The sequence below is a fragment of the Agromyces sp. Y182 genome, from assembly GCF_059445385.1.
Map to the genome: position 1 here is coordinate 1 of NZ_JCAIUF010000002.1, position 21,627 is coordinate 21,627.

Annotated in this window: 22 protein-coding genes, 1 tRNA gene and 1 rRNA gene; 22 read left to right on the forward strand and 2 right to left on the reverse strand. The window is 67.7% G+C overall.

What is annotated here, in order from left to right; translation table 11 throughout:
• Window positions 1–7: 7 nt before the first annotated feature.
• The 20 genes from rrf (at window position 8) to AC1C2R_RS14545 (ending at window position 18,274) form a co-directional block, all read left to right on the forward strand.
• Window positions 8–124 (forward strand): 5S ribosomal RNA (rrf, locus tag AC1C2R_RS14450).
• Between the two features lie 118 nt (window positions 125–242).
• Window positions 243–1,856 (forward strand): primosomal protein, encoded by a 1,614-nt coding sequence (locus tag AC1C2R_RS14455; protein WP_495380415.1) that lies wholly within the window; start codon window positions 243–245, stop codon window positions 1,854–1,856.
• Window positions 1,831–2,865, forward strand: a complete 1,035-nt coding sequence (locus tag AC1C2R_RS14460) for an HAD-IIA family hydrolase (RefSeq protein ID WP_495380416.1) — start codon at window positions 1,831–1,833, stop codon at window positions 2,863–2,865. Before AC1C2R_RS14455 ends, AC1C2R_RS14460 begins: the two co-directional genes overlap by 26 nt.
• 95 nt (window positions 2,866–2,960) lie before the next feature.
• Window positions 2,961–3,167, forward strand: a complete 207-nt coding sequence (locus AC1C2R_RS14465; RefSeq protein ID WP_495354396.1) for a hypothetical protein — start codon at window positions 2,961–2,963, stop codon at window positions 3,165–3,167.
• A 3-nt stretch (window positions 3,168–3,170) separates the two neighbouring features.
• Entirely contained in the window at window positions 3,171–3,980 is an 810-nt protein-coding gene (locus AC1C2R_RS14470) for a TlyA family RNA methyltransferase (protein WP_495380417.1), read from the forward strand.
• Window positions 3,935–4,891 (forward strand): NAD kinase, encoded by a 957-nt coding sequence (locus AC1C2R_RS14475; protein WP_495354394.1) that lies wholly within the window; start codon window positions 3,935–3,937, stop codon window positions 4,889–4,891. Before AC1C2R_RS14470 ends, AC1C2R_RS14475 begins: the two co-directional genes overlap by 46 nt.
• 39 nt (window positions 4,892–4,930) lie before the next feature.
• Window positions 4,931–6,628, forward strand: coding sequence for a DNA repair protein RecN (gene recN, locus AC1C2R_RS14480; protein WP_495354435.1), 1,698 nt, complete (start codon window positions 4,931–4,933; stop codon window positions 6,626–6,628).
• Window positions 6,629–6,680: 52 nt separating this feature from the next.
• Window positions 6,681–8,465 (forward strand): CTP synthase, encoded by a 1,785-nt coding sequence (gene pyrG / locus AC1C2R_RS14485; RefSeq protein WP_495354393.1) that lies wholly within the window; start codon window positions 6,681–6,683, stop codon window positions 8,463–8,465.
• Window positions 8,458–9,132 (forward strand): NUDIX domain-containing protein, encoded by a 675-nt coding sequence (locus AC1C2R_RS14490; protein WP_495380418.1) that lies wholly within the window; start codon window positions 8,458–8,460, stop codon window positions 9,130–9,132. The genes pyrG and AC1C2R_RS14490 overlap by 8 nt, the downstream gene beginning before the upstream one ends.
• Window positions 9,129–10,031 (forward strand): site-specific tyrosine recombinase XerD, encoded by a 903-nt coding sequence (gene xerD, locus AC1C2R_RS14495; RefSeq protein WP_495380419.1) that lies wholly within the window; start codon window positions 9,129–9,131, stop codon window positions 10,029–10,031. The genes AC1C2R_RS14490 and xerD overlap by 4 nt, the downstream gene beginning before the upstream one ends.
• 42 nt (window positions 10,032–10,073) lie before the next feature.
• Window positions 10,074–10,961 carry a ParA family protein gene (locus tag AC1C2R_RS14500; RefSeq protein ID WP_495354390.1) on the forward strand — a complete coding sequence of 296 codons (888 nt, stop codon included), beginning with the start codon at window positions 10,074–10,076 and terminating at the stop codon, window positions 10,959–10,961.
• Window positions 10,945–11,775 carry a segregation and condensation protein A gene (locus tag AC1C2R_RS14505; RefSeq protein WP_495380420.1) on the forward strand — a complete coding sequence of 277 codons (831 nt, stop codon included), beginning with the start codon at window positions 10,945–10,947 and terminating at the stop codon, window positions 11,773–11,775. The genes AC1C2R_RS14500 and AC1C2R_RS14505 overlap by 17 nt, the downstream gene beginning before the upstream one ends.
• Window positions 11,765–12,496, forward strand: coding sequence for an SMC-Scp complex subunit ScpB (scpB, locus tag AC1C2R_RS14510; protein WP_495380421.1), 732 nt, complete (start codon window positions 11,765–11,767; stop codon window positions 12,494–12,496). Before AC1C2R_RS14505 ends, scpB begins: the two co-directional genes overlap by 11 nt.
• Complete coding sequence (locus tag AC1C2R_RS14515) at window positions 12,489–13,346, forward strand: pseudouridine synthase (protein WP_495380422.1); 858 nt, start codon at window positions 12,489–12,491, stop codon at window positions 13,344–13,346. Before scpB ends, AC1C2R_RS14515 begins: the two co-directional genes overlap by 8 nt.
• A complete protein-coding gene (locus AC1C2R_RS14520; protein ID WP_495354386.1) occupies window positions 13,343–14,425 on the forward strand; it encodes a prephenate dehydrogenase in 1,083 nt (360 codons plus the stop codon). Before AC1C2R_RS14515 ends, AC1C2R_RS14520 begins: the two co-directional genes overlap by 4 nt.
• Complete coding sequence (cmk, locus tag AC1C2R_RS14525; protein WP_495354385.1) at window positions 14,422–15,114, forward strand: (d)CMP kinase; 693 nt, start codon at window positions 14,422–14,424, stop codon at window positions 15,112–15,114. The genes AC1C2R_RS14520 and cmk overlap by 4 nt, the downstream gene beginning before the upstream one ends.
• Window positions 15,115–15,155: 41 nt before the next feature.
• Entirely contained in the window at window positions 15,156–16,670 is a 1,515-nt protein-coding gene (gene der, locus AC1C2R_RS14530) for a ribosome biogenesis GTPase Der (protein WP_495354384.1), read from the forward strand.
• A gap of 7 nt (window positions 16,671–16,677) precedes the next feature.
• Window positions 16,678–17,349 (forward strand): SRPBCC family protein, encoded by a 672-nt coding sequence (locus AC1C2R_RS14535; protein WP_495380423.1) that lies wholly within the window; start codon window positions 16,678–16,680, stop codon window positions 17,347–17,349.
• Window positions 17,316–18,032, forward strand: coding sequence for a DUF4166 domain-containing protein (locus tag AC1C2R_RS14540; protein WP_495380424.1), 717 nt, complete (start codon window positions 17,316–17,318; stop codon window positions 18,030–18,032). The genes AC1C2R_RS14535 and AC1C2R_RS14540 overlap by 34 nt, the downstream gene beginning before the upstream one ends.
• Window positions 18,033–18,037: 5 nt before the next feature.
• Window positions 18,038–18,274 carry a DUF167 domain-containing protein gene (locus AC1C2R_RS14545; protein ID WP_495380425.1) on the forward strand — a complete coding sequence of 79 codons (237 nt, stop codon included), beginning with the start codon at window positions 18,038–18,040 and terminating at the stop codon, window positions 18,272–18,274.
• A 21-nt stretch (window positions 18,275–18,295) separates the two neighbouring features.
• Here the strand turns inward: AC1C2R_RS14545 and AC1C2R_RS14550 are convergent, their stop codons facing one another.
• Both AC1C2R_RS14550 and AC1C2R_RS14555 read right to left on the reverse strand, forming a co-directional pair.
• A complete protein-coding gene (locus tag AC1C2R_RS14550) occupies window positions 18,296–18,940 on the reverse strand; it encodes a GNAT family N-acetyltransferase (RefSeq protein WP_495380426.1) in 645 nt (214 codons plus the stop codon).
• A 189-nt stretch (window positions 18,941–19,129) separates the two neighbouring features.
• The gene (locus AC1C2R_RS14555) at window positions 19,130–20,884 is read right to left on the reverse strand and encodes a pyruvate dehydrogenase (RefSeq protein WP_495380427.1); all 1,755 of its coding nucleotides are present in this window, start codon (window positions 20,882–20,884) and stop codon (window positions 19,130–19,132) included.
• Window positions 20,885–21,125: 241 nt separating this feature from the next.
• Here AC1C2R_RS14555 and AC1C2R_RS14560 point away from each other — a divergent pair.
• Both AC1C2R_RS14560 and AC1C2R_RS14565 read left to right on the forward strand, forming a co-directional pair.
• Window positions 21,126–21,202 (forward strand) — tRNA-Pro (locus tag AC1C2R_RS14560).
• A 179-nt stretch (window positions 21,203–21,381) separates the two neighbouring features.
• Window positions 21,382–21,618: a helix-turn-helix transcriptional regulator gene (locus AC1C2R_RS14565; protein WP_495380428.1), complete on the forward strand. Its 237-nt coding sequence runs from the start codon at window positions 21,382–21,384 to the stop codon at window positions 21,616–21,618.
• Window positions 21,619–21,627 lie beyond the last annotated feature (9 nt).

Below are 21,627 nucleotides of genomic sequence, written 5' to 3' on the forward strand. Positions count from 1 at the left end.
CAAGAGTTTCGGCGGCCATAGCGCGAGGGAAACGCCCGGACACATTCCGAACCCGGAAGCTAAGACTCGCAGCGCCGATGGTACTGCAGGGGGGACCCTGTGGGAGAGTAGGACACCGCCGGACAATCATTGAGGAGAGTGGCCACCCGAAGACGGGTGGCCATTCTTCGTTAACGGGTCGCTTCACAACGCGGCCAAGTACGGTTGAGTCCCATGAGGACTCCACACTCGACGGGACAATCGTGAGCGACTCAAGGCATGACTCTGCAGATCAGGGACGCCAGGATCGAGGCGGTCAGCGCGGCCGGAGTGGTGACGGAACCGCTCGCGGAGCTGGGGGCGGTCGCCCATCCTCGGGAGCTCGTGACGGTTCGGCGTCGAAGCGCTCGTACAGCGACGCCAAGCGCCCCGCCGGCTCGGGCGATGCGAAGAAGCCCTACGGTGATCGTGACGCGAAGAAGCCCTACGGTGATCGTGACGCGAAGAAACCGTACGGTGATCGTGACGCGAAGCGCCCCTACGGTGATCGTGACGCGAAGCGCCCCTACGGTGATCGTGACGCGAAGAAGCCCTACGGGGACCGTGACGCGAAGAAACCCTACGGGGACCGTGATGCGAAGCGCCCCTACGGTGATCGTGATGCGAAGAAGCCGTACGGTGATCGTGATGCGAAGCGCCCGTACGGTGATCGTGATGCGAAGAAGCCGTACGGGGACCGTGATGCGAAGCGCCCCTACGGTGATCGTGATGCGAAGAAGCCGTACGGTGATCGTGATGCGAAGCGCCCGTACGGTGATCGTGATGCGAAGAAGCCGTACGGGGACCGTGACGCGAAGAAGCCCTACGGGAACGCGCCGCGCGGCGGCCGACCTGCAGGCCGCGACGAGCAGCGTGACGCTCCTCGCGAGACGTACGGTGCAGCCGAGTTGCAAGTGCGCCCTCGTCACGACGCCCCCGAGATCGATGAGTCGATCGAAGCGCGCGATCTCGACAAGGGTGCTCGCGCCGAGCTCAAGACCCTGAGCAAGGAGAACGCTGACTGGGTGGCTCGTCACCTCGTCGCGGCATCCCTCTTGCTTGACGACGACCCGGAGCTCGCGCACCAGCACGCGATGTCGGCAGCTCGTCGGGCCGGCCGCGTCTCGGTCGTGCGCGAAACGCTCGCGATCACGGCGTATGCGACCGGCGACTTCGGGCTTGCCCTCCGCGAATTGCGCACCTATCGACGGATCTCCGGCAGTAACGATCAACTGCCGCTCCTGGTCGACAGTGAGCGCGGTGTCGGGCGCCCCGACCGTGCACTCGAGGTCGGGCGTGCGGTCGATCGCTCGACGCTGCCCGCTGCGGTGCAGGTCGGACTCGCGATCGCGATGTCGGGTGCACGTCTCGACCTCGGGCAGCCTGAGATCGCCCTCGCCGAACTCGAGATTCCGCAGCTCGAGCCCGACAAGGCGTTTTCGTACAGTCCCGCGCTGTTCGCCGCATACGCAGAGGTACTCGAAGAGCTCGGCCGCACGGCCCAGGCGAAGGAGTGGCGTGCTCGCGCAGATCGCGCTGAAGCGGCCCTCGGCGGCCCGGCCGAGGCCGAGTCGATCGAGATCTTCGAGATCGAGATCGACGAAACGATCGAGTCAGAACAACCGGATGCGGTCGAACCGTCGACTGACGAGACGATCGCCCATGACGCGGCGGAGTCAGAGCCGACCTCACCCGCGCCGAACACGGATGCGGCTGCCGACGACGACCCGGGTGCCGTGCTCGAAGACGACGTCGCAGCGGTGATCGCCGAAGGCGCAGCACTCGAAGACGACGAGAACGAGGGCGCGCCCGATGGGCCTGTTTCGCGCGAAGACTGAGACGTCGACCCCGCTCGACGGGGTCGACGCGGTGCTCGCCGATCTCGACGGCGTCGTCTATGCGGGAGCCGATGCGATCCCGCGTGCTGTCGAGAGCCTCAACCGCGCCAAGCAGCACCACGCAGTCGGATACATCACGAACAACGCGTCGCGAAGCGATGCATCCGTCGCCCGCCATCTTGCCGAACTCGGCCTCGATGTGGTGGCGAGCGACGTCGTCACCTCGCCGCAGGCGGCGATGAGCCTGCTCGACCAGCAGGTGGCGCCAGGCGCGCTCGTGTTCGTCGTCGGCGGCGAGGGCATCGTCACCGAACTCGAGAAGCGAGGATACCGGGTGACGCGCTCGGCCGACGACGCCCCCGACGCGCTCGTGCAGGGGTTCGCGCCCGATATCAGCTGGCGCGATCTCGCCGAGGCGAGCTTCGCACTGAACGCGAACGGCGGGCCGGATGCCGCGACGCCGGGTATTCCCTGGATCGCGACGAACATGGACTGGACGATCCCCGTTGCCGGAGGTATCGCCCCCGGTAACGGCACCCTCGTCTCGGCGGTGCACACGGCCGTCGGTCGGTTCCCGCTGGTCGCAGGCAAGCCCGAGACGCCGATCTTCGACGAGGCCAGGCGCCGATTCGCCGCTGAGCAGCCACTCGTGGTCGGAGATCGCCTCGACACCGACATCCTGGGTGCGAACCGCGCCGGCATGCTGAGCGCGATCGTGCTCACCGGAATCGACCGCGCGAAGCACCTGCTGGCCGCCGATGCGTCGAGCCGGCCGGACTTCATCCTCGCCGACCTCGATGGGCTCCACGAGCCGTACCCGGCGACTGAAGCGGTTCGCGGCGGCGCCCTACGTGTCGGCGCTGCTCGGGTTCGGGTGGTCGGCGGTCGCGTCGAGATCGTCGATGAGGGTGATGGCGGTATCGACCTGCTTCGAGCGGCGTGCGCGGCGATCTGGCAGTCGGGCACGTCGATCCACGTGCTCGAGGTGCCGGAGCGCCTCTACAGCTGACCGGCGGCCGTGCCATCATCAGAACCCGACGTGGGATTCCGAGCAGCGCCGATGTCATCGACCCGCGCGTCGGTCTGTCGGGGTAGCGTTGAGGGGTGAGCACAGAACCCGATCGAAGCCGCGAGGCGAGCACGCCCGCAGTGTCGACCGCTGGTGAGCTCGGCGAGGCATCCGAAGCGACGCCCGGCCTGCTCGCCGATATCGAAGCGCGCCCGCTCTCCGAGCGTGCCGCGGGGTATCAGAGTCTCGCCGATCGGTTGCGTGCACAGCTCGAGCAGTCCGACCCGTCGCTGCGTTCCTGACGCATGACCGAACAACGCCTCGACGCGGCCCTTGCGGCTCGCGGGCTCGCACGTTCTCGCACTCACGCCGCAACGCTGATCACCTCGGGGGTCGTGACCGTCGATGGGCGCCCGGTGACGAAGGCCGCAACGAAGGTCAGCGATGAGGCGCGACTCGGGGTCGCGGCATCCGATCACTATGTGAGCCGAGCAGCGCACAAGCTCATCGCCGGCCTCGATGGATTCGACGTCGCCGTCGAGGGCCGCGTCGTTCTCGACGCGGGAGCCTCGACCGGAGGATTCAGCCAGGTGCTGCTCGAGCGCGCCGCGCGCCAGGTATTGGCAGTCGACGTGGGTCACGGTCAGCTCGCACCAGAACTCGTCGGCGAGGCACGACTCGTGCTCGTCGAGGGCTGCAATGTGCGCCACCTCGACGCCGCACGCCTCGCCGAGCTCACCGGCATCGACGAGCGGCCATCGCTCGTCGTCGCTGACCTGTCGTTCATCTCCCTCACGGTGGTGTTGCCGGCGCTGAAAGCCACGGGGACGCAAGACGCCGACTTCGTGCTGCTCGTCAAACCGCAGTTCGAAGTCGGGCGCGGGGGCGCGCGCGAAGGCGTGGTCCGCGATGCCGGGCTCCGCTCCGAGGCGGTGTCGAACGTGCTCTGGGCGGCCTTCGACGAAGGGCTCGGCACGGTCGGCATCCTGTCCTCCCCAATCGCGGGCGGTCACGGAAACCTCGAATACCTCGTGCATCTGAGCGCGGTGCGCGGTGCGAGTCCGACAGAATGGACAGGTCGGGTCGACGAACTGGCAGGGAGGACGAAGGCGTGAATGACGCACGGCGCTTCCTCGTTGTCTCGCACACCGGCCGTCAGGCGGCCCTCGAGGCGACGAGCGAGGTGTGCGCGCAACTGCTCGCGGCCGGCGCCATCCCGGTGATCGCGGCCGAACACTGGGATGACGTGCATGTCTTCGTGCCCGAGCTCAACGGCGAGGTCGAGCGGTTCGAAGAGACCGACCCCGCCGGCATCGAGCTCGTCATCGTGCTCGGTGGCGACGGTACGATTCTGCGCGCAGCCGAGATCATGCGCGACTTCCCGGTGCCGTTGCTCGGCGTGAATCTCGGCCACGTCGGATTCCTCGCCGAGAGTGAGCGCGACGATCTCGGATACACCGTGAGCCGGGCACTCGCGCGGGATTACACCGTCGAAGAGCGGATGACCCTCTCGGTGCGTGCGAAGATCGGCACCGACGTCGTCTACGAGAGCTGGGCGCTCAACGAGGTCACGGTCGAGAAGGCGGAGCGCGAGCGGATGCTCGAGGTCGTCATCGAGGTCGACCGTCGGCCGCTCTCGTCGTTCGGGTGCGACGGCGTCGTGATGTCGACGCCGACCGGCTCCACCGCCTACTCGTTCTCGGCGGGTGGCCCGGTCGTCTGGCCGAGTCTCGAGGCCCTGCTGCTCGTTCCGCTCAGCGCCCATGCCCTGTTCGCGCGTCCGCTCGTTGTCGGCCCCGAGTCGTCCCTCGTGGTCGAGATCCTGCAGCGCACCGAGGCATCCGCAGTCATCTGGTGCGACGGCCGTCGCACCTTCGACCTGCCGCCCGGGGCTCGGGTCATCGTGCGCAGGTCTCCGGTTCCAGTGCGCCTCGCGCGACTTCACGAGGCGCCGTTCACCGATCGTCTCGTCAACAAGTTCCAGCTCCCGGTCACCGGGTGGAGGGGGCCGGTGGGGCGTGAGTGAGGCTGCATCGAAAGAAGGCAGCGATGAGTGGGGGCTGCGTTGATTGAGGAGCTCGGCATCCGCGACCTCGGCGTCATCGCCGAGGCGACCCTTCCACTCGGTCCGGGTTTCACTGCGGTGACGGGTGAGACCGGTGCAGGCAAGACCATGGTGGTGACGGCCCTCGGGCTGCTGCTCGGCTCCCGTGCCGACGCGGGCTCCGTGCGCGCCGGTGCCAAGCAGGCTTGGGTCGAGGGGCGCTGGGTGGTGCCCGACGACGGCGCGATCGCCGAACGCGTGGCCGAGACGGGCGGCGAAGTCGAGGCCGGTGAGCTGCTGCTGGGGCGCTCGGTCTCCGCTGAAGGGCGCAGCCGCGCCGTGGTGGGCGGCCGCAGTGCACCGGTCGGCGTGCTCGCCGAACTCGGCGACGAACTCGTCGTCGTGCATGGGCAGGCCGACCAGCAACGACTCCGTTCCGCGGTCGCCCAGCGTGAGGCGCTCGATCGCTTCGCGGGGCAGGCCCTGCAGAGCGTGCTCGACGAGTACCGCACGGCCTTCAACGCCTGGCGAACGGATGCCGCTGAGCTCGACCGTTTGCGTGAGGCCCACGACGCGCGCACCAGTGAGGCGGCGGAGCTGCGCGCAGCGCTCGACGAGGTCGAAGTTGCAGACCCGCAGCCCGGTGAAGACGTCGAACTCCAAGAGCGCGCCGATCGCCTGTCGAATCTCGAAGAACTCCGCCTCGCCGCTGCGCAGGCACGCACACTCGTCTCGGCTGAAGACGTCGTCGACGACGCACCCGATGCCGTGGCGCTCGTCGACGGGGCCCGTCGGCACCTCGAACGCGTGTCTGAGCACGACCCCGCCCTGCAGCCGATCACCGAGGTGCTGACGAACGCCGGATTCCTCCTCGCAGATGCTGCGGCGGAGCTGTCGGGATACCTCGCGGGTCTCGACGCCGACGGCGCTCGCGAGCTCGAAGTCGTCAACGAACGACGTGCGATGCTCGGGGGGCTCATTCGCCGCCACGGCAGTCTCGACGAAGTGCTCGAGTTCCGCCGCAGCGGGGGACTGCGGCTCATCGAGCTCGACAGCGATGATGAGCGCATCGAGGGGCTCGAGGCATCCGTCGCCGCACTCGAGGCCCAGGTCGATCTGCTCGCCGGGCAGGTGACCGTCGTACGCACCGAGGCAGCCGGCCGTTTGGCCGCCGCGGTCACGAACGAGCTCGCAGCGCTCGCGATGCCCGACGCCCAGTTGGCGGTCTCCATCGAGGCGGCGCCCGAGGCGGTCGCGCATGGCCGAGACATCGTGTCCATCCTGCTCCGCCCGCATCCAGGAGCCGAGCCCCGACCGGTCTCGCGTGGCGCGTCGGGCGGTGAGCTTTCACGGGTGATGCTTGCGATCGAGGTCGTCATCGCGGGCAGCTATCCGGTTCCGACGTTCGTCTTCGACGAGGTCGACGCGGGAGTCGGCGGTGCGGCGGCGATCGAGATCGGCCGCCGACTCGCACGACTCGCCGAACGCTCCCAAGTCATCGTCGTCACTCACCTCGCACAGGTCGCCGCGTTCGCGACGAATCACCTGAGCGTGGTGAAGGGCACCGACGGTCAGGTCACCTCGTCGAGCGTGCGCCAGCTCGCGGGCGCCGAGCGCGAGGCCGAGATGGCACGGTTGCTGTCAGGGCTCACCGACTCGGAGAGCGGACTCGCGCACGCGCGGGAATTGTTGGAGATCGCCGCAGATCGCGCGGCGTGATGCGCGGCCGAAGGCCGTGCGCGATGGGGGATCAACGGGATCCCGAGCAGAGATGGGGGAGCGCGTGGGGCATGTCGGGGCGAACGGCCGGGAACGTGAGTTAGACTATAAGCCCGTGGTGGATGAACGCGGAACAGCTCCTTCGAGCACAGACAACAATTCGATCCCTGAGTCGACGAACGGCGAGACCAAGCACATCTTTGTGACGGGTGGCGTCGTTTCTTCGTTGGGCAAGGGACTCACGGCGGCGAGTCTCGGCAATCTCCTGACAGCCAGGGGCCTGCGAGTCGTCATGCAGAAGCTCGATCCCTATCTCAATGTGGATCCGGGCACGATGAACCCGTTCCAGCACGGTGAGGTCTTCGTCACCGACGACGGCGCCGAAACCGACCTCGACATCGGGCACTACGAGCGGTTCCTCGACATCAATCTGAGCCAGGCGGCGAACGTCACGACCGGTCAGATCTACTCGACGGTCATCGCCAAAGAGCGACGTGGCGAGTATCTCGGCGACACGGTGCAGGTCATCCCGCACATCACCGACGAGATCAAGCGGCGTATGCGGCTGCAGGCCTCGGAGTCGCCGAAGCCCGATGTGATCATCACCGAGATCGGCGGCACCGTCGGCGACATCGAGTCGCAGCCGTTCATCGAGTCGGCCCGCCAGGTGCGCCACGAGCTCGGCCGCAAGAACGTGTTCTTCGTGCACGTCTCGCTCGTTCCATTCATGGGCGCATCGGGTGAACAGAAGACGAAGCCAACGCAGCACTCAGTCGCCGCGCTCCGTTCCATCGGCATCCAGCCCGACGCCCTCGTGCTCCGCAGCGACCGGCCGGTCACCGAATCGAACAAGCGCAAGATCGCGCTCATGTGCGATGTCGACGAGGCGGCCGTCGTGAACGCGGTCGACGTGCCGTCGATCTACGAGATCCCCACGATGCTGCACGACCAGGGGCTCGACTCCTACATCATCGACGCGCTCGGACTCACTGCGGCAGACGTGGACTGGTCAGGCTGGAGCGAACTGCTCGACGTCGTGCACCAGCCGAAGCACGAGGTGACGATCGGACTCGTCGGCAAGTACATCGACCTGCCCGACGCGTACCTCTCGGTCACCGAGGCGTTGCGCGCCGGTGGGTTCGCCAACGACACGAAGGTCAAGATCGAGTGGATCCCATCTGACGAGTGTCAGACGCCAGAGGGAGCCCAGAAACACTTGGCCCACCTCGACGGCATCTGCGTGCCCGGCGGATTCGGCGTGCGCGGCATCGAGGGCAAGCTCGGCGCCCTGCACTTCGCCCGTGAGAACGGCATTCCCGTGCTCGGCCTCTGCCTCGGTCTGCAGTGCATGGTCATCGAGTACTCGCGCAACGTGGCGGGCCTGCCGGGTGCATCGTCGAGCGAGTTCGATCCCGACACCGAGTTCCCCGTCATCGCGACGATGGAGGAGCAGGTCGAGATCATCGCCGGCGGCGACCTCGGCGGCACCATGCGCCTCGGTCTCTACCCGGCGAAGCTCGCCGTGGGGTCGATCGCGGCCGAGCTCTACGGCTCGACGGAGGTCTCCGAGCGGCACCGCCACCGCTACGAGGTCAACAACGTCTACCGCGATCGCATCGCACAGGCCGGCCTGACGTTCTCGGGCATGTCGCCCGATCGACACCTCGTCGAATTCGTCGAACTGCCGCGCGACGTGCACCCGTTCTACGTCGGCACCCAGGCGCACCCCGAGTTGCGCAGCCGCCCGAACGATCCGCACCCGCTGTTCCGCGGCCTCGTCGGCGCTGCGCTCGAGCGCCAGCAGGCGAGCCTGCTGTTCGACGTCAACAATGGCTGATCTGCGCGAGACCGGCGTCGGCGAGTTGCGAGAGCCGCTCGCCGACGAACGCGTCGAGGTGCCGATCGTCACGAGCGAGCGCGTCTTCGAAGGTCGTGTGTGGGACATCCGCCGTGATGCCTTCGAGTTCGGCGGCGAGACGATCGTGCGCGAGTACATGGACCACACCGGCGCCGTCGGCGTGCTGGCCCTCGACGACGACGACCGTGCGTTCCTGATCAAGCAGTACCGGCATCCGGTGCGCATGCGCGACTGGGAGATCCCCGCGGGGTTGCTCGACATCGACGGTGAAGACCCGCTTGCGGCCGCGAAACGCGAGCTGGCCGAAGAGGCCGACCTCGAGGCATCCGATTGGGCGGTGCTCACCGACTTCGCGACCTCACCGGGCGGCAGCGACGAACTGATTCGGGTCTACCTCGCTCGAGGGCTCTCGGCCACCGCCGACGCGTTCGCACGCGAGGCCGAAGAGGCCGACATGGAGACCCGCTGGGTGCCGCTCGACGAGTGCATCGACGCGGTGCTCGAGCGGCGCATCCGCAATGCGCCGCTCGCCGTCGCGGTGCTGTCCGCCGCTGCGGCGCGAGCACGCGGTTGGTCGAGCCTGGGCCAGGCGGATGCACCGTGGCCGGGCTGGGCCGTCGGTCGTTCGGAGCCGTCGCGGCGATGACCCGCACGCCGGTCGACGACTATCTGCGGCATCTCGCCGTGGAGCGGGGACTCGCGCGGAACACCATCGCCTCGTATCGTCGCGACCTCGTGATCTACGCGGACTGGCTCGCTGCTCGTGGCATCGAGGGGCCGGCGGCCGTGATGGAGCAGGACCTCAGCGATTTCATCCGGTTCCTCGGCGCCGAACGAGTGCCGACGCTGGCGACGTCATCGATCGCTCGCGTGCTGTCCGCGGTGCGGGGGCTGCATCGATTTCTCACCGAAGAAGGAGTCGTTCCCACAGACGTGTCGCGGGAGCTGCGCCCGCCGAAGCTGCCCATGCGGCTGCCGAAGGCGATCCCGGTCGACGATGTCGAGGCGCTCATCGCCGCTGCCGGCGGCGAGGAACCGACCGACCTGCGCGACATGGCCCTGCTCGAGCTCCTCTACGCCACAGGGGCGCGCGTGTCCGAAGCGGTGTCGCTGAACGTCGACGACCTCGTCGACCAAGAGGTGGTGCGACTCTTCGGCAAGGGCGGCAAGCAGCGCGTCGTTCCGCTCGGAAGCTATGCCCGGCGGGCGGTGGACGCGTATCTCGTGCGGGCCCGACCGTTGCTCTCCGCACGCGGGACGGCGACGCCCGCGCTCTTTCTCGGCGTGCGCGGCAAGCGGATGTCGCGGCAGGCCGCGTGGGAGGCGATCCGTGATGCCGCCGAGGTGGCAGGGCTCGCGACATCCGTCTCACCGCATACTCTGCGGCACTCTTTCGCGACTCATCTGCTCGAAGGCGGTGCGGATGTGCGCGTCGTGCAGGAGCTGCTCGGGCACTCCTCGGTCGCGACGACCCAGATCTACACGCTCGTCACAGCCGATACACTCCGGGAGATGTACACGGCGGCCCACCCGCGTGCTCGCTAGAATCAAGCAAGCACCCGCCCGGCCCCAGGAGAGAGTGAACACGTGACGCACCAGAAGCGCGACTCAGCGAACGGAATCGCAACGCTTCCGCCAGAGCTCGGTCCCACTGGTCGTCCTCATCGCGAATTCCCCGAGCCCAAGGCCTTGACCACCCACGGTCCGGCGCGCATCATCGCCCTCTGCAATCAGAAGGGCGGGGTCGGCAAGACGACCACCACGATCAACCTCGGGGCCACGCTCGCCGAGTACGGTCGCCGCGTGCTCGCGATCGACTTCGACCCGCAGGGTGCGCTCTCGGCGGGTCTCGGCGTGCAGACGCACGACGCGCCGACGATCTACGACCTGTTGCTCTCGCGCACGCTCGACCCGGCCGACGTGATCCAGAAGACCGGCGTCGAGAACCTCGACGTGATTCCCGCGAACATCGACCTCTCCGCGGCAGAAGTGCACCTCGTCACCGAGGTCGCCCGCGAGCAGATCCTCGCCGGAGTGCTGCGCCGGGTCGCCGACGACTACGACGTGATCCTCATCGACTGCCAGCCGTCGCTCGGCCTGCTCACCGTGAACGCGCTCACGGCGAGCCACGGCGTGGTCATCCCGCTCGAGTGCGAGTTCTTCGCGCTGCGCGGCGTGGCCCTCCTCATCGAGACGATCGACAAGGTGCGCGACCGGTTGAATCCCGCCATCGAGCTCGACGGCATCCTCGCGACGATGTACGACTCGCGCACCCTGCACTCACGTGAGGTGCTCGAGCGGGTCGTCGATGCGTTCGGCGAGAAGGTGCTCGAGACGGTCATCACGCGCACGGTCAAGTTCCCCGACGCGACCGTCGCAGCGACCCCGATCACAGAGTTCGCTCCCGAGCACCAGGCGTCGAAGTCGTACCGCCAGCTCGCCAGGGAGCTGGTGTTCCGTGGCGCGGTCGCCTGAAGCGGCTTCGGCCCCCGAGCAGCAGGTGCCCGAGGGTGGCTTCCGCGTCGCCCTCACCAACTTCGAGGGTCCGTTCGACCTCTTGCTCTCGCTCATCGCGAAGCATGAGCTCGACATCACCGAGGTGTCACTGTCGGCCGTGACCGACGAGTTCATCTCCTACCTGCGCGGGCTCGATTCCGAGGAGGAGCTCGACCGGGCGTCGGAGTTCCTCGTGGTCGCGGCGACCCTGCTCGATCTGAAGGTCGCCGGGCTGCTGCCGCAGGGTGAACTCGTCGATGCTGAAGACGTCGCGCTGCTCGAGGCGCGCGACCTGCTCTTCGCGAGGCTCCTGCAGTACCGGGCGTTCAAGGAGGCCGCGCGGTGGTTCTCGGGGCACCTCGAGCAGGAGGCGCTTCGGCACGCCCGCAACGTACGGCTCGAGGAGAAGTTCCGCCGGCGTGCGCCCGAACTCGTGTGGACGCTCTCTGCCGAGGACTTCGCCGCGCTGGCGACCCTGGCGCTCACGCCGCGAGAGATTCCCGTGGTGGGACTCGATCACCTGCACGCGCCGCTCGTCTCGATTCGCGAGCAGGCCGCGCACGTCGTGGCGGTACTCCGGCGCGGCGACCCCGTGACATTTCGCCAGCTCATCGCAGGGGTCGCGCAGCCGGGACTCGTCGTGGCGCGCTTCCTCGCCGTGCTCGAGCTCTACCGTCACGCGGCGATCGGCTTCGAACAACTCGAACCGCTCGGTGAACTGACCCTTCGATGGTCGGCCGAGAATTGGACGGATGAGAACCTCGAGAGCCTGGGGGCGGACTATGACGAGTGAGACGGATGTCGCGGCGATGAATCTCGATACCGGCGCAGAGCGCCCGAATCGACCAGAAGAGTCGCCAGCTGAGGGCAACGGCCCTGAACTGTCGATCTCGACACCACTCGACGTTCCGGGGCAACCGCGGCTCGACCTCGACCGCGCACTCGAGGCGATTCTGTTCATCGCCGACGAACCGCAGAGCGTCGTGTCGCTGGCGGCTGCGGTCGCGCGACCCGTCGCAGAGGTGCGTGCGTCGATCGCTCGACTCCGCGCCGACTACGACGGCACCGGCACGTCGGGCGAGCCGCGAACGGATGTCGCAGGGGAGCCCGAGGCTCGCGGCATCCGTCGCGGCTTCGAACTTCGCGAGGTGGGCGGTGGCTGGCGATTCTACGTCCGAGCCGAGTACGACACCCTCGTGGCGGACTTCGTGCTGACGCAGTCGTCGACCAAGCTCTCGCAGGCTGCGCTCGAGACGCTCTCGGTGATCACGTACAAGCAGCCGATCACGCGGTCGCAGGTCGCCTCCATCCGGGCGGTGAACGTGGACTCGGTGGTACGCACCCTGCTCGGTCGCGGACTCGTGACCGAAGTCGACACCGATCCCGAGACGGGCGCGATCCTCTACGGCACGACCGAGCTCCTGCTCACCAACCTCGGTATCAACTCGCTCGACGAGCTGCCGCACATCTCGCCGTTGCTCGACGACGGCCAGGAAGGATTCGACATTGACTGACGCAACCGGCTGGGGCGGCGAACCCGCTCCTGAGGGCGTTCGGCTGCAGAAGGTGCTCGCGGCGGCGGGCGTCGCGAGCCGCCGAGTCTCAGAGCAGTACATCACCGAGGGCCGGGTCGAAGTCAACGGCGAGGTCGTCACGGAGCTGGGGCGCCGCATCGATCCCGAGACCGACCTGGTCGCCGTCGACGGTGTCGCTGTGCAACTCGACCCGGCCAAGCGCTACTACATGCTGAACAAGCCGCGCGGCGTCGTCTCGTCGATGCGCGACGAGCAGGGCCGGCCCGACCTCACGAGTTTCACCGATGACCTCGAGGAGCGCGTGTTCAACGTGGGCAGACTCGACGCCGAGACGAGCGGCTTGCTGCTGCTCACGAACGACGGCGACCTCGCCCACGTGCTCGCCCACCCTTCGTTCGGCGTCTCGAAGACCTACATCGCGAAGGTCACGGGCCGAGTGAGCCCGCAGACCGTGCAGAAGCTGAAGAACGGCATCGAGCTCGAAGACGGACCGATCAAGGCCGACCGCGCACGCATCCTGCAGCAGCAGGGGGACGACGCGCATTCGATGGTCGAGTTGACGCTCCACTCGGGCCGCAACCGCATCGTGCGCCGCATGCTCGACGCCGTGGGGCATCCAGTCGTCGACCTCGTGCGTCGCAGCTTCGGGCCACTGAATCTCGGCACGCTCCGATCGGGTGAGATGCGCGAACTGACGAAGGTGGAGCGCGGCGAGCTGCTCACGATCTCGCGGGCTGCGGATGCTGGCGCGAATGAGCCCGCGAATGAGCCCGCGGAAGCAACCGCGGATAGCGCCGCGGAACCCGGCGGGCAGGCGAACGACACGTGAGCGAATCACGCCTGGTCGGGCCGGTTCGCGTCGTCGGCGTCGGCCTGCTCGGCGCCAGCATCGGCCTCGGGCTGCGGGCGAAGGGCATCGACGTGATCCTCGCCGACGCGTCGCCCACCCACCTCGCGATCGCCGTCGACTACGGTGCCGGCCGGCCCGCAGTACCCGGTGACCAGCCCCAGTTGATCGTCGTGTGCGTGCCGCCCGACGTGACGGCCGATGTCGTGGCGGCAGAGCTCGATGCCTATCCGCAGGCGATCGTCACGGATGTCGCCAGCGTCAAGCTCGCCGTCTACGAAGACCTGAAAGCACGCGGGGCCGATCTCTCGCGCTACATCGGCACGCACCCGATGGCCGGGCGAGAACGCGGTGGCCCGATGTCGGGTCGCGCCGACCTCTTCGTCGGCCGCCCATGGGTCGTCGCGGCCCACGGCGGCATCTCCTACCGAGACGGCTCGGCGATCGACGACCTCATTCTCGATCTCGGCGCCACTCTCGTCGAGCTCACGCCCGAGCAGCATGACGCGGCCGTCGCCCTCGTCTCGCACGTGCCGCAAGTGGTGTCGAGTCTCATGGCGCGCCGACTCATCGAGGCCCCCCATGCTTCGGTGAACCTCGCGGGGCAGGGTCTGCGCGATGTCACTCGGGTCGCCGCGAGCGACCCTGAACTCTGGGTGCAGATCCTCGGTCAGAACGCCGCGCCGGTCGCCGAGATCCTCCGCGGCTACCGCGACGACCTCGACCGGTTCGTCGACGCACTCGAGAACATGGATGCCCCGGGCGCGCGTCGCCGCGTGGCCGAAGAGCTCTTCGGCGGCAACACCGGTGTCGAACGGCTGCCCGGCAAGCACGGCGTCGATCGGCGCTACTCGAGCCTCATCGTCATGATCGACGACAGGCCGGGCCAGCTCGCCCGCCTCTTCAACGACGTCGGCGAGGCCGGTGCCAATATCGAAGACCTCCGCCTCGAGCACTCGCCCGGCGCGCAGATCGGCCTCGCCGAGATCTCGGTGCTGCCCGAGGTGCAACAGCATCTCACCGACGAGCTGGCCGCCCGCGGCTGGCGGATTGCAGGTTGAACGTGCCACCCGTCATCCCGTTCGTGGTCGCCGTCGACGGCCCAGCCGGCAGCGGCAAGTCGAGCGTGTCCAAAGAGGTCGCGCGCCGGCTGGGGTTCGGATTCCTCGACACGGGGGCGGCGTATCGCGCGTTGGCCTGGCATGCAGAGGCATCCGGTGTCGACACGGATGACGCGGCATCCGTCGCCTCGTGCCTCGACTCGTTCGAGTATCGCATCGGAACCGACCCGACCGGATACGCGGTGCACGTCGGCGACATCGATGTGACCGATGCGATCCGCGACCCGCAGATCTCCGCGGTGGTCAGCGCCGTCGCACGTGTTCCCGAGGTGCGTCGCCACCTCATCGAGCTGTTCCGTTCGATCATGGCGGCCGTCGACGCGCCCGGCATCATCGTCGAAGGACGCGACATCACGACGGTGGTGGCACCCGACGCCCCCGTTCGCATACTCCTCACAGCATCCGAAGCGGTTAGAATGGGCAGGCGCTCCGCCGAACTCGCCGGATCCTCGGCCGAGGCAGTGGGGGAGCAGTTGCGCAAGCGCGATGCGGCCGATTCCAAAGTCGTGGACTTCATGACCGCGGCCGACGGCGTCACGACCGTCGATTCGACTGAACTCGACTTCGACCAGACGGTCGACGCGGTGATCGGCGTGATCCGCGCAGCGCAACCGGCGCTCGCACCGTAGTCGCGACGCGACCGGCGCACACAGACTTCAGAGGAGAGACCATGACCGACCAGGGCGAAGACTTCGACGCTCCCGACGACGATCTCGCGGAGCGTCTCGCCGACGTCGATGACGAGCTCGCCGAGCAGCGGGCGACCACGCTCCGGTCGGGGCTCGCCGACTACGCGCTCGACGACGACGACCTCGAGGTGCTCGAGCTCTCCGAAGAGGGCGAGGAGGCGATTCGCTTCCTCCCCGCACTGCCGGTGATCGCGATCGTCGGTCGGCCGAACGTCGGCAAGTCGGCCCTCGTGAACCGAATCCTCGGGCGCCGTGAGGCCGTCGTCGAAGATACTCCTGGCGTCACTCGCGACCGCGTGTCGTACAAGGGCGAGTACCTCGACCGGCGGTTCACGCTCGTCGACACCGGTGGGTGGGAGCCCGACGCGAAGGGCATCGACGCATCGGTTGCCGCGCAGGCCGAGGTTGCGATCGACCTCTCCGATATCGTGCTGTTCGTGGTCGATGCCACGGTCGGTGCCACATCGACCGATGAGCACGTCGTGCGCCTGCTCCGCAAAGCGGGCAAGCCGGTGTTCCTGCTGGCGAACAAGGTCGACGACGCCCGCCAGGAGTCCGAGGCTGCTGCGCTCTGGAACCTCGGCCTCGGCGAGCCGCTCCCGGTGTCGGCCCTGCATGGTCGCGGCGTCGCCGACATGCTCGAGACCGTCTTCAAGGTGCTGCCGCAGGTTTCGGCCGTCGCGAAAGACGAGTTCGGTGGCCCGCGTCGCGTCGCGATCCTCGGTCGCCCCAACGTCGGCAAGTCGAGCCTGCTGAACAAGACCGCCGGTGAAGAGCGCGTCGTCGTGAACGAACTCGCGGGCACCACCCGTGACCCCGTCGACGAGCAGATCGAGCTGGGCGGCAAGATCTGGCGCTTCGTCGACACAGCCGGCATCCGTCGTCGCGTGCACCTGCAGCAGGGCGCCGACTTCTACGCCTCGCTGCGAACGCAGGCCGCCCTCGAGAAGGCCGAGGTCGCAGTCGTGCTGCTCGACGTCTCGCAGCCGATCTCCGAGCAAGACGTGCGCATCATCGACCTCGTGCTCGAATCGGGTCGCGCGCTCGTGCTCGCGTACAACAAGTGGGATCTGCTCGACGACGAACGTCGCCGTTATCTCGAACGCGAGATCGACCAAGACCTGCACCACGTGGCGTGGGCACCGCGGGTGAACATCTCGGCGAAGACCGGCCGGCACCTCGAGAAGCTCGTACCCGCCCTCGAGACCGCGCTCGAGTCGTGGGACACCCGCATTCCGACCGGCAAGTTCAACGCGTTCCTCACCGAGCTGACGCAGGAGCACCCGCACCCGGTGCGCGGCGGCAAGCAGCCCCGCATCCTGTTCGGCACGCAGGCAGCAAGTCGCCCGCCGACATTCGTTCTGTTCACGACCGGATTCCTCGACCCGGGCTATCGCCGCTTCATCCAGCGGCGCTTGCGCGAGATCTACGGCTTCGAAGGCTCGCCGATCGTCATCAACATGCGGGTGCGCGAGCGCCGCGAGCGCGGCAGGTAGTTCACGGATGCCGCGGCGCCCGAGTCGTTCCCGTCGAGCGGGGGAGTCGGGCGATCGCGGCATCTACGTCGAGATCCTGGTGCGCGCCGAACTCGACGAGGTCTGGCGGCTCACGCAAGAGCCGGCGTTGCATTCGCGCTGGGACCTTCGCTTCTCATCGATCGTGCCGACGTCGCAGCTGCGCGAGGGCGGCTACCGGTTCGTCTACGAACGGTCGCTGGGCGTGCACACCATCACCGGCACGGGCGTGTCGCTCGGCGAGCGTTCGCACGCCGACGGCGCGACATCAGCGCTGCGGTTCGACACGGATGACGCGTGGTCGCCGATCCGCGGCGGACGCGGCTACTGGCGATACGTGTCGACGCTCGATGGCGTGCGATTCATCACCGGATACGACTACGAGCCCGGGTTCGGGCGATGGGCCGACCTGCTCATCCGCCCGCTGGTGCGGTGGATGACCGCGTGGAGCTTCGATCGCTTGCGGATCTGGGCGGAGACCGGCGTGGAGCCGGAACGATGGCCCGCGGCATCCGTCATCATGTTCTGGCGCCGCGATCGACCACGTGCGCGACGTTGCCACACCACGCCGCCGCCGCGCGGTGTGTTCACGCACGAGCCCGAAGCTCTCGCCGCCCTGGAGGAACCGTGGCCGAAATCGCCGATGAGCCCGGCACTGTGACCGTCGGCGCGGTGTTCCCTCGTGTGCTCGGCGAGGATTTCGAGCGGCTTCATCCGATGATGCAACGACGATTCGGCGTGTCGCTCGCCGGCGGCTACGCCTGCGTCGGCAGCGGCACGATGACGAGCATTCGCCGAGGGCCGTGGTGGACGCTGCCGTTCCTGCAGTTCGGGCGACTTCGGAACATCCTGATCCCGGATGTCGGCAGTGAGGTGCCGTTCACGATCGAGAACCACCCATACCTCGATCCGTTGGGTCGGGAGACCGTCACGTTCGTGCGCGAGTACCGTGTGCCCGGCCATCGGCGAGCGAGTCGCTTCGACGCGACGATGGTAGTCGACCCTCGACGCGATGTCATCGTCGACTACCTCGGCACGCACCAGCACCTGGCCGTCGACCTCTCGCTTTCAGTCGAGCCCGACGGATCGCTGCTGCTGCGCTCGGGGGAACAGAGATTCCGCGAGGGATGGATCGACTTCAGGTTCCCGGTGCTCTTCTCCGGCTACGCCGAGCTGCGGGAGCGCTTCGACGATGAGTCGGGCGTGTACCGGGTGAAGCTCGAGGTACGCAATCGCGCGTTCGGCTTTCTCTTCGGCTACGAGGGCTGGTTCACGTGCGAGTTTCCGCGATCGGGTGAGCTGCCCGCCGATGCACGCCCGAAGCGGCACGAGGCACGGTACTGACCGAGATGGACCTCACGATCAGGGTGAAGCCCGGCAGCCGCAAGGCGCCGCTCGTGGAGCCGAACGAGGGTGATGCGTCGGCGTCGGTCACAGTGTTCGTGCGTGAGCGCGCGATCGACGGCGCCGCGAACGAGGGCGTCATCGCCGCGCTCGCGACGCACTTCAGCGTGCCGCGCAGTCGTGTGCACATTCTGCGCGGGGCATCGTCGCGTGTGAAGCGCGTGCGCATCGACGTGGACTGACCGGCACCTGCTGCGGCCCGACTACAGCCTCAATTGCGAAGATCCGTCACTCACCAGCTCGACCTGCATGATCGCTCGGTCTGGCTTCGGCCGGGAGATTTCGGTGAAGCCGGCGCCCGCGAACATCGAGACCGTGCCGTGGAAGAGCGCATCTGCTGCGACCTTCGCACGCTTCGAGGGGTCGACGGCGTAGGCCTCGATGACGGCGGCGCCGCCCGCACGGGCGAAGTCGACCGCGGCCTCGGCGAGAGCGCGACCGACACCGCGGCCACGGTGGCTTCGCGGTACGACGAAGCATGAGACGGCCCAGACGCCGGCGTCGTCGAAGTCGGGGTGGGCGGAGCCTCCGGTGACGATGCGGCTGCGGCGGAGTCTGGGGAGATTGGTTCGCGGCTCGACGGCGCACCAACCGACTGGCGTCTCACCGTCGTAGGCGATGAGCCCCGGCCCGGCGTCGGTGCTGTGCATCTGCGCTTGCAGGCGGTCGTGCAGGGCGTCATCGCCGATGCCCCGCCAGTCGCTGCCCGGGATCTTGTACCACTGGCACCAGCAATGCGCCGGGTCGCCGCGTGTGCCGAACACGGCCTCGACATCGGCGAACGGCACTTCGCTCGCCGGAACGACCCGGAGCGGTGCGGGCTCGAGATCTTCGATCAGATCGGTCATCACGTCTCGAAGATAGCGCCGACCACTGACATCCGAGCCCGCCGCTCACGACATGATGCGCGACATGCAACGCGACCACGCCGAGCTCTCAGCAGAGTTGCTGGATGCCGTCGCACCGGTCGATCGGGTAGTACATCTGATTCGGTTTCGAGAACCTCGCTGAAGTCGGCTGCTCGATGCGGTGGCGCGTCAAAGCCCAGGCAGGTGCTTGATGTTCGAGCGCGCCATCGCCACTGCTTCGGCTGCGCCGCCGTGCAGCACGGTCTTCGACATCGCAAGCGCGAATCCCTTCACCTGCTCGCCCGTGATCGCGGGCGGCAGCGAGAGCGCTCGCGGATCGGTGACGATGTCGAGCAGCGCCGGGCCGTCGTGGGCGAACGCGGTCGCAACGGCATCCTTCACTGCGTGCGGGTCGTCGACGCGCTCCGCGTGGAAGCCGATCGCCTCGGCGATGCCGGCGTAGTCGACCGGCGGAACGTCGACGCCGAATGACGGGAACCCGTCGACGAGCATCTCGAGCTTCACGAGCCCGAGGGTCGAGTTGTTGAACACGAAGATCTTGAGCGGCAGCTTGTACGCCACCGCGGTGATGAGTTCGCCGAGCAGCATCGAAAGCCCGCCGTCGCCGGCGATCGCAACGACCTGGCGGTCAGGGTAGGCGAACTGCGCGCCGATCGCGTGGGGGAGCGCATTCGCCATCGAGCCGTGGAGGAACGATCCGATGATGCGCCGATCGGGTGCGGGGGTGACGTAGCGGGCCTGCCAGACGTTGCCCATGCCGGTGTCGGCCGTGAAGACCGCGTCGTTGTCTGCGGCCTCATCGATGAGTGAGATGGCGTACTCGGGATGGATCGGCGTGACCTTCGAGACATCCGTATAGGTGCCCACGACCGTGTCGAGCAGCTTGTGGTGCTTCTTCAACGTGCGGTCGAGGAAGGCATGGTTGCTCTTCGGCGCCACGAGATCGGTGAGCCGGGCGAGCGTGACCCGCACGTCGCCGTGCACGGGGTGCGCGACGCTGACGCGCCGGCCGAGATGCGCGGCATCCGTATCGATCTGGGCGATGACGACCTTCTCAGGGTCGGGCATGAACTGTTCGTAGGGGAAATCGGTGCCGATGAGCAGCAACAGGTCGGCATCGTGGATGCCCGCGTGCGCTGCGCCGTAGCCGAGCAGGCCGGTCATGCCGACGTCGAAGGGGTTGTCGTACTGGATCCACTGCTTGCCGCGCAGGGTGTGGCCGACCGGTGCCTTGAGCAGCTCGGCGAACGCGATCACCTCGTCGTGCGCACCCTCGACTCCGGCGCCTGCGAAGATCGCGACCGTCTTCGCCTCGTCGATCGCGGCGGCAAGGCGTCGCACATCGGCTTCAGCGGGCACGAGCGTCGCGGGTTCAGTGAGCACGAGCGACGGGAACGAAGCGGATGCCTCGAACTCCGCGACATCCCCTGGCATGACGATCACCGAAACCCCGGGGCCTGCGATCGCATGCCGCAGCGCCGAGTTGACCACACGCGGCGACTGCGCAGCCGTCATGATCTGCTCGCAGTAGTTCGAGCACTCGACGAACAGGCGCTCGGGGTGCGTCTCCTGAAAGTACCCCGAACCGATCTGCGCGCTCGGGATGTGGCTCGCGATGGCGAGCACCGGTGCGCCCGAGCGATGCGCGTCATAGAGGCCGTTGATGAGGTGCAGGTTGCCAGGCCCGCAACTGCCGGCGCACACCGCGAGCTTGCCCGTGAGCTGCGCCTCGGCAGCGGCCATGAACGCGGCGGATTCCTCGTGGCGCACGTGGATCCAGTCGATGCCGCCCTTCGCCTTGCCACCCGATCGGCGCACCGCATCGACGATGGGATTCAGCGAATCCCCGACGATGCCGTAGATGTGATCGACGCCTGCATCGATGAGCTGGGCGACGAGCTGGTCGGCGATGGAGCGTGCCACGGTGTTTCCCCCTCGGAAGTGCGTATGTGCCCCCAAGTCTTGCGGGGATGATGCTCGAGGTCGAGGGCTCTCAGCTGATCGTCAGTGGCTGGAGAGGATGTCGTCTGTTGGTTGAGGACGGAGCGGAGCGACCGTCTCGAAACCCGGCGAGCGGATGCCGCGTGGGTGCCCTCGTGTGCACGAGCACGCCCTCGAATGCCGCTATGATGGTCAAGTTGTCTTCGGCGAAATCCGATGGCATCGGGCTGTGGCGCAGCTTGGTAGCGCACTTGACTGGGGGTCAAGGGGTCGCAGGTTCAAATCCTGTCAGCCCGACCAGAAAGTCCCGGAAACTCAAGGGTTTCCGGGACTTTTGAGGTTAAGAGATTTGATCCTCCCATCGAAAACCCATCACTTTCACCCCTGCAGCACCCCTGATGCGGACGTGCCGTCCGAGGCGGCCGCGTCATCTCCGGTCGGTTCCGACTGCTCCGGGGCGCGATGCGCACCTGACGGGTATGAACCCGCACGAGGATCTGCCGATCAGTTCGGCGACGGTACCCGCCGACGCATTCGGGCTCGAGCCCCTCTTGGACGTCGCCGAGCTGGCTGCCTATCTGGGTGTGCCCGTCTCGACGCTCTACGACTGGCGCACCCGCGGCAAAGGGCCGGCGGCCTACCGCTTCGGCAAGCACCTGAAGTTCGCCGTCTCGGACGTACGCGCCTGGGTGGCCGAGCAGCGGGAATCGGCGTAGTCGCCGCAC

Coding starts and splice junctions, on each gene's coding strand:
- der (WP_495354384.1), top strand. CDS start 15,156: ATGACCGACCAGGGCGAAGACTTCGACGCTCCCGACGACGATCTCGCG.
- AC1C2R_RS14475 (WP_495354394.1), top strand. CDS start 3,935: ATGGACAGGTCGGGTCGACGAACTGGCAGGGAGGACGAAGGCGTGAAT.
- AC1C2R_RS14545 (WP_495380425.1), top strand. CDS start 18,038: ATGGACCTCACGATCAGGGTGAAGCCCGGCAGCCGCAAGGCGCCGCTC.
- AC1C2R_RS14550 (WP_495380426.1), bottom strand. CDS start 18,940: ATGACCGATCTGATCGAAGATCTCGAGCCCGCACCGCTCCGGGTCGTT.
- AC1C2R_RS14460 (WP_495380416.1), top strand. CDS start 1,831: ATGGGCCTGTTTCGCGCGAAGACTGAGACGTCGACCCCGCTCGACGGG.
- scpB (WP_495380421.1), top strand. CDS start 11,765: ATGACGAGTGAGACGGATGTCGCGGCGATGAATCTCGATACCGGCGCA.
- AC1C2R_RS14535 (WP_495380423.1), top strand. CDS start 16,678: ATGCCGCGGCGCCCGAGTCGTTCCCGTCGAGCGGGGGAGTCGGGCGAT.
- AC1C2R_RS14565 (WP_495380428.1), top strand. CDS start 21,382: ATGAACCCGCACGAGGATCTGCCGATCAGTTCGGCGACGGTACCCGCC.
- xerD (WP_495380419.1), top strand. CDS start 9,129: ATGACCCGCACGCCGGTCGACGACTATCTGCGGCATCTCGCCGTGGAG.
- AC1C2R_RS14490 (WP_495380418.1), top strand. CDS start 8,458: ATGGCTGATCTGCGCGAGACCGGCGTCGGCGAGTTGCGAGAGCCGCTC.
- pyrG (WP_495354393.1), top strand. CDS start 6,681: ATGGGGGAGCGCGTGGGGCATGTCGGGGCGAACGGCCGGGAACGTGAG.
- AC1C2R_RS14470 (WP_495380417.1), top strand. CDS start 3,171: ATGACCGAACAACGCCTCGACGCGGCCCTTGCGGCTCGCGGGCTCGCA.